This is a genomic window from Paenibacillus phytorum (assembly GCF_013141715.1).
GTDB classification, from domain to species: Bacteria; Bacillota; Bacilli; order Paenibacillales; family NBRC-103111; genus Paenibacillus_E; species Paenibacillus_E phytorum.
In genome coordinates this window covers 36,833-42,956 of sequence record NZ_WHOA01000026.1, presented here as the reverse complement: position 1 = coordinate 42,956, position 6,124 = coordinate 36,833, and the positions used below count along the sequence as shown (strand labels likewise).

Annotated in this window: 5 protein-coding genes and 1 other RNA gene; all 6 read right to left on the bottom strand. The window is 48.2% G+C overall.

What is annotated here, in order from left to right:
- Positions 1-69 precede the first annotated feature (69 nt).
- Positions 70-434, bottom strand: a transfer-messenger RNA (tmRNA) gene (ssrA, locus tag GC098_RS04600).
- A 172-nt stretch (positions 435-606) separates the two neighbouring features.
- Positions 607-1,089, bottom strand: coding sequence for an SsrA-binding protein SmpB (gene smpB, locus GC098_RS04595; RefSeq protein WP_047679001.1), 483 nt, complete (start codon positions 1,087-1,089; stop codon positions 607-609).
- A gap of 95 nt (positions 1,090-1,184) precedes the next feature.
- The gene (rnr, locus tag GC098_RS04590; RefSeq protein WP_171641377.1) at positions 1,185-4,097 is read right to left on the bottom strand and encodes a ribonuclease R; all 2,913 of its coding nucleotides are present in this window, start codon (positions 4,095-4,097) and stop codon (positions 1,185-1,187) included.
- A gap of 38 nt (positions 4,098-4,135) precedes the next feature.
- On the bottom strand, positions 4,136-4,918 hold the full coding sequence (locus GC098_RS04585) for an alpha/beta hydrolase (RefSeq protein ID WP_312879985.1): 783 nt from the start codon (positions 4,916-4,918) through the stop codon (positions 4,136-4,138).
- Positions 4,919-5,015: 97 nt separating this feature from the next.
- Positions 5,016-5,252 (bottom strand): preprotein translocase subunit SecG, encoded by a 237-nt coding sequence (secG, locus tag GC098_RS04580; RefSeq protein WP_171641373.1) that lies wholly within the window; start codon positions 5,250-5,252, stop codon positions 5,016-5,018.
- Positions 5,253-5,359: 107 nt separating this feature from the next.
- The gene (locus GC098_RS04575; protein WP_171641371.1) at positions 5,360-6,070 is read right to left on the bottom strand and encodes a M50 family metallopeptidase; all 711 of its coding nucleotides are present in this window, start codon (positions 6,068-6,070) and stop codon (positions 5,360-5,362) included.
- Positions 6,071-6,124 lie beyond the last annotated feature (54 nt).

The window sequence follows — 6,124 nt, the reverse complement described above, 5'->3', positions numbered from 1 at the left end:
CGAGGGGTTCAACTCCCTAATCCTAACCTTCGCAAAAAAAAGACACCCGAGAGGGTGTCTTTTTTACTTGTATGGAGGTGAGGGGAGTCGAACCCCTGTCCGAAAATATCGCCACACAGGCATCTACGGGTGTAGTCACAGTTTTGATGTCACCCGAGCAGCGCCCCGTAACCGGCTATGCGTTGGGTCAGCCTGATTGTCTTCCTACGTCCGACCCCAGGCGGAGACCAAACGTCGTATCCCACTATAGTTGAGCCCCTATCCCAGTCACATGGGCGATGCTGAGGAGGAGCACGCTAACAGGTTATTAAGCTGCTAAAGCGTAGTTGTTTTGTGTTTTGCCATTTAATAGGCTTTAGCGTTTTATAGTGGACGCGGCCCCACTACCCGCAACCCGTGCCCAAACTATCCCCGTCGAATCCAAGAACACCCCCGGATTGCCTTCGTTGCCGTCATAGACGGTGAAGGTAAAAGAAAAGCAGGATAATCATTTGAGCCAAATTGCTTTCAAATCTTTGCTGCTAAATTAGTATAACACATGCTGATGAAAAATGAACGACTAGGTTCATGGAAGTTGAGGTGTTGCCTTCCAGTATGAGCTGGCATCTATCTGGCAATCTTCTGCTTCTCACGAAGCGCACGTTGAATGTCTCGTTGTGCATCCTTTTTCGCTGCAGATTCACGCTTGTCGAACTGCTTTTTCCCTTTGCCTATGCCAACTAAAAGCTTGGCGTAACCATTTCGGATATACACTTTCAATGGGACGAGGGTATAACCTTCCTGCTTCGCCTGCCCTAGCATCTTGGCAATCTGCGCCTTTTTTAAGAGCAGCTTCCGCGTCCGTGTTGGATCTTCCGGATTGCTTCGGTTGCCTTGATCGAAAGGACTAATATGCATGTTGTGTACAAATGCTTCGCCATTGCGAATAGTCGAAAAGCTATCGCCTATGTTTGCTTTACCTGCCCGTAAGGATTTGATCTCCGTGCCGGTCAGGACAAGACCGCATTCATACGTTTCTTCAATAAAGTAGTCGTGTGAAGCCTTTTTGTTCTGGGCGAGTAATTTGCCATCTGCCTTTTTCGTTGCCACATGAGACCCTCCTCCCGCACGTTCAATGCAGGTAAATACTGCTACAATGTGCATCCTATTGTAGCAAGATCAAGGCGGAAAAGCAAGAAGCGGCGTTATCTCCGCCGCTTCTTGCTACCATCGCCGTCGTCACTCCGACGACGACCACCCTTGGCGAGCGCGTTCACACCGCTCGCCCAATCACTACCACCTGTGCTGCGCTCAGCAGCAGGCGAACCTCCACCCGCTTGGGCTTCGCCCCCAAGCGCAATCCCACCGCGGCCGCGCTTGCTTTCGCCGCGAGCAGCACCGCTCTCTGTCCGCCCCGCGCCGACAGATTCAAGCCTTGCGCTCAAGCTGCCGCCTTCGCTCAGCTTAGGACCGCCCGCTTTGCCGCGGCCAGCTCCACCTTTGCCGCGCTTCTCGCTCCATGGCGTGCTCCCTGCCTTACCGCGCCGGGATTTGCCTTGTCCTGCTCCGCCTGCTGCACGTCCTGCACCGCCCTCTGCGCGTCCAGAGCCTTCACCGAGCCCTTGCCCCGCTCCGCCTTCACCACGTGCTGCGGCTTCTATTCTACGCGCTGCGCCACCTGCAGCACGTCCCGCTCCACGCCCTTGACCTTCAGCTCTTTCCTTGCCTTGACCAGCTCGTTCCTTGCCTTCAGACGTACCTCCGGCTCTTTCCTTGCGCTCTCCACCTGCAGCACCGGAGCCCTGAGCCTTCGCATAGCCGCCTTTGCCCTTAGCGGCAAATCCACCTTTACCTTTTTCAGGTTTGCCTTTATCGGATCCCCCGCGGAAACCTTTAAAACCAGCTGCACCTTTAAATGGAGGTTTTCCACCGCGGTTTGAACTTCCTCCGCCGCGATTAAACCCGCCCTCTTTGCGAGGCTTCATATCGAGCAGTTCAAAATCAATCGTATGCTCATCCATATTGACACGAGCAACGCGAATCTTGATCTCATCACCGATTCGATAAATCTTGGATGTACGTTCACCAATAAGAGCAAACTGTCTCTCATGGAAATTGTAATAATCGTCCGTCAAATCGCTAAGACGAATCAGGCCTTCAACCGTATTGTCGAGCTCCACAAACATTCCGAAACCGGTAACACTGGAGATAATGCCTTCGAATTCCTCGCCGACTTTATCCAGCATGTATTGAGCTTTCTTCAGTGCTTCCGTCTCACGTTCAGCATCAACGGCAACCCGCTCACGTTCCGATGATTGCTGCGCAATATCACTCATTCGCGAAGACAAATATTCATGACGCTTCTCGGATAACGTACCGCCGCTTTCCAGCACTTCGCGAATCACCCGATGAATAATTAAATCGGGGTAACGGCGAATTGGCGATGTAAAGTGAGAATAAAATTCCGCCGCCAAACCAAAATGCCCCAAACTCTGCGCATCATAGCGAGCTTGTTTCATGGAGCGAAGCATAATTTTACTAAGAACCGTCTCTTCGGGAGTCCCTTTAATCTCTTCCAAAAGTGCCTGCAAAGCCCGTGGATGTACGGAATTCCCTTTCCCTTTAACCGAGTAACCGAAGTTCGTCACAAACTCCATGAAATTCATCAACTTTTCAGCATCAGGGTCTTCATGAACACGGTATAAGAAAGGAACTTTCATCCATGAAAAATGCTCAGCAACCGTTTCATTGGCAGCTAACATGAACTCTTCGATCATCATTTCGGCGACGGAACGTTCTCTTTTCACAATATCCGTAGGCTTGCCTTCGGCATCGACGATAATTTTAGACTCCTCGAAGTCAAAATCAATCGCCCCGCGCTTCATCCGTCTGGAACGCAGCCTTGCAGCCAGCTCTTCCATTCGTTTGAAATCTTCCATCAAGTAGGCATATTTCTCGACAATCTCCGGCTCGGCTTCACCTGTCAGAAGCTTACGCACATTCGTATACGTCATGCGTTCGCTCGTTTTAATAACACTCGTGAAAATTTCGTGGTTTACTAGTTTTAAATCCTCATCGAACTCCATCTCGCAAGACATGGTTAAACGATCTACACGAGGGTTCAACGAGCATATCCCATTAGATAATCTATGAGGCAGCATCGGAATAACACGGTCAGTCAAATACACGGAGCAGCCGCGATTATATGCTTCAATATCCAGCGCAGTACTTTCCCGCACATAATAGCTCACATCGGCGATATGCACGCCCAAACGAAGATTCCCGTTTTCCAAAAGCTCCACATTTACCGCGTCATCCAAGTCTTTTGCATCTTCACCATCAATGGTTACAATGCGCTTCGAACGAAGATCGCGGCGTCCTTGACCAATAATTTCTTCTTCCGTAATGGAATCTGGTGCGGCATCTGCTTCCGCCAGCACGTTCTCTTGGAAAGCCTCTGGTAGTTGGTGTTTACGTACAATGGCCAAAATATCAACGCCTGGATCATCTTTGTGACCAAGGATCTCGATAACTTCCCCTTCAGCCGCAGAACGGCCCTCTGGATAGTTAACAATCTTGACAACGACTTTTTGCCCCGTAACAGCTCCCATGAAGGCATGCTGAGGGATGAAAATATCCCGAGACACACGCTTATCATCCGCAATCACGAACCCAAACGTCTCCTGACTCTGAAAAACACCAACAATTTGCGTATTTGCACGCGTAATAACTCGCACGACTTCGCCTTCCAGTCGGCCTCCGCCTTGACTCCTCGCGGTCACCTTTACGAAGACAATGTCGCCATTCATCGCGGTATTTAGATCATGTGCATTAATATATACGTCCGGGTGGTCCCGATCATCTGGAATTAAAAAACCGAAGCCCTTCGCATGAGCTTGCAGCTTACCTCTCACCAAATTCATTCGTTCAGGAACGCCGTAGCGATCATTTCCGCCTCTGACAATGTGACCACTTTCCTCTAACTGATTTAATAATTTAATAAAATCCTTAAACTCATTCGCACTTTCAATTCCAAAATGCTTCTCAAGTTCTTTATAGGACATAGGCTTATAAGCCTCTTCTTGCATCAAACTTATGATTTCTTTATCTGTAATCATACTCTCTTCACCTTCTTGTTGTTGTTGAGCCTAGCTTTCTAATTCGCCGTACTTGTTTCCTTTACTCCATAGTATGCCACTTTCAGGGAAAGGATAAACGCAGTAATATCGGCATAGATAAGCTCTCTCTCTTGATCCAGCAGCATTCCGTGGGATGACTCTGGGTAATAACGAAGTTCTTTCACTTGGGAACTAATGCGCTTATGTAAAAACGCTGCGCTTTCCTGATGGACCACGCCATCCTTGCTCCCTTGACCGATCCATATCGGTACTTCGACTTGAGGCAGCAAGCTTTTCACTTGTTTTAACAGCTTACGTAGGCTTACTACGCAACGAATCGGCGTTTTGGTATATGCACATGACTCATCTAATAACGTGGAGATTTGTTTGGGTTTCTTAGCTACATATTTGATAAAATATTGCAGCAGCACGGCCAGCGCCGACTTCCTTGACGTTAGAAAAATAGGCGTAGCCAGCGAAATAACACCAGCCGCACGACGTTCCACTGCCAGCTTCAAGGCGAGCAGACCGCCCATTGAATGTCCCATAACAACAACGCTTTTGCATTTAGCTGCAAGCTCGTCATAACTCTCCAGCACATGCCCATACCAATCCGTCCATCCGGTTCGTATCATTTCTTCGGGTGAGGTACCGTGTCCTGGAAGCTTTACAGCTTGGATGGTGTAGCCTTCATCTCTGAGCACATACCCAATCCTTCTAAACTCCGAGGGCGACCCCGTGAATCCATGGATCATCAGTATGCCTGTCTCTTGATTATCTCCACTTCCTGACCAAAAGAATGGTTCTGTCGACTTGTAAATTCTGCTCTCGATGGTAACCAGCTCCTACTCCTAACACCCATTTAAAATGAAAAAACAGCAGGAGTAGATTTCCCCTGCTGTTATCGTTTTATGTGTGTTAGGCCTTCACAACGTATGCTACGACAATGGAAAGAATGAAAAATGCAGCAGCAAGTACCATTGTCAAACGGGACATGAATAGTTCCATACCACGTGCTTTTTGCTTACCAAATAAGTGTTCTGCACCACCGGAAATGGCACCGGACAAACCTGCGCTTTTCCCTTTTTGTAAAAGTACAATCGCAATTAATCCAACCGAAGCTATGATTAACAAAATTTTCATAAAGATTACCATGTTATTAGCACCCCAATTGCCTATTCTTTGCCTTATACAACTAGCATGAGTATTTTAACACAGTTCGTCCTACAATACAACAAGGAGGCACCCTGGTGGTTCCTCTTCTAGTCACGGTATGATGGTGTTGGTGATTGTCGGCTAGAGCTCCTTGCACGCTTATTACGTCCTAAAAAAGCTTGCACGGCCTGTTTCGCACACCACAATGCAAAAAGCGTAAATAGGATGGCCCACACTATAGCCGGAATACCGGTATTCAATGCCAAATTGGTGGCATCACCCGCTTGTCGCGCATTCCCCCATGCATAGATGACCAAGGAGAACGGGCCAAACACAGACTCTTCTAAGCATAAGAAAGCGAGCAGTAAGTAGTAGAAATCACGCAACCACTTTGGCGTAAGCGCCAGAACAATTATTGTCAGCGCAATGAAACCAACTAAGAACATGATTCCGAAACCATTCCGCACAAACAAAATTAACGAGAGAGCGGACAGCACAATCATAACCTGCAAACCTAAACGCTGCTTGCCCTTCGAATAAGCCGAGAATAGGAACCAAGCAAAGAGTGATGCCGTTATATAACCTGCTATGGCTACCGGGATGATCGCCCATTGCTTCGTAATTGATGAATAAGTAACCCCACTATGATCCTGGTAGAGCTCAATGTACATCACTTTCCCAGATAGCGCCAAGGTCACCACAGCATGCCCAAACTCATGAACCATCGTGTCTAAGTTGCGAAAAAAAGAAGAAGGGATCCAGTGCGTGAGCAACGCGGAACCTATCAGAAATAAAATAGTTTTCACCCAGTTGCTCACACAGCAGACCCCCTTAGTATTTAATTAAATCTGAGAGACTTTGAACTCCGTTCA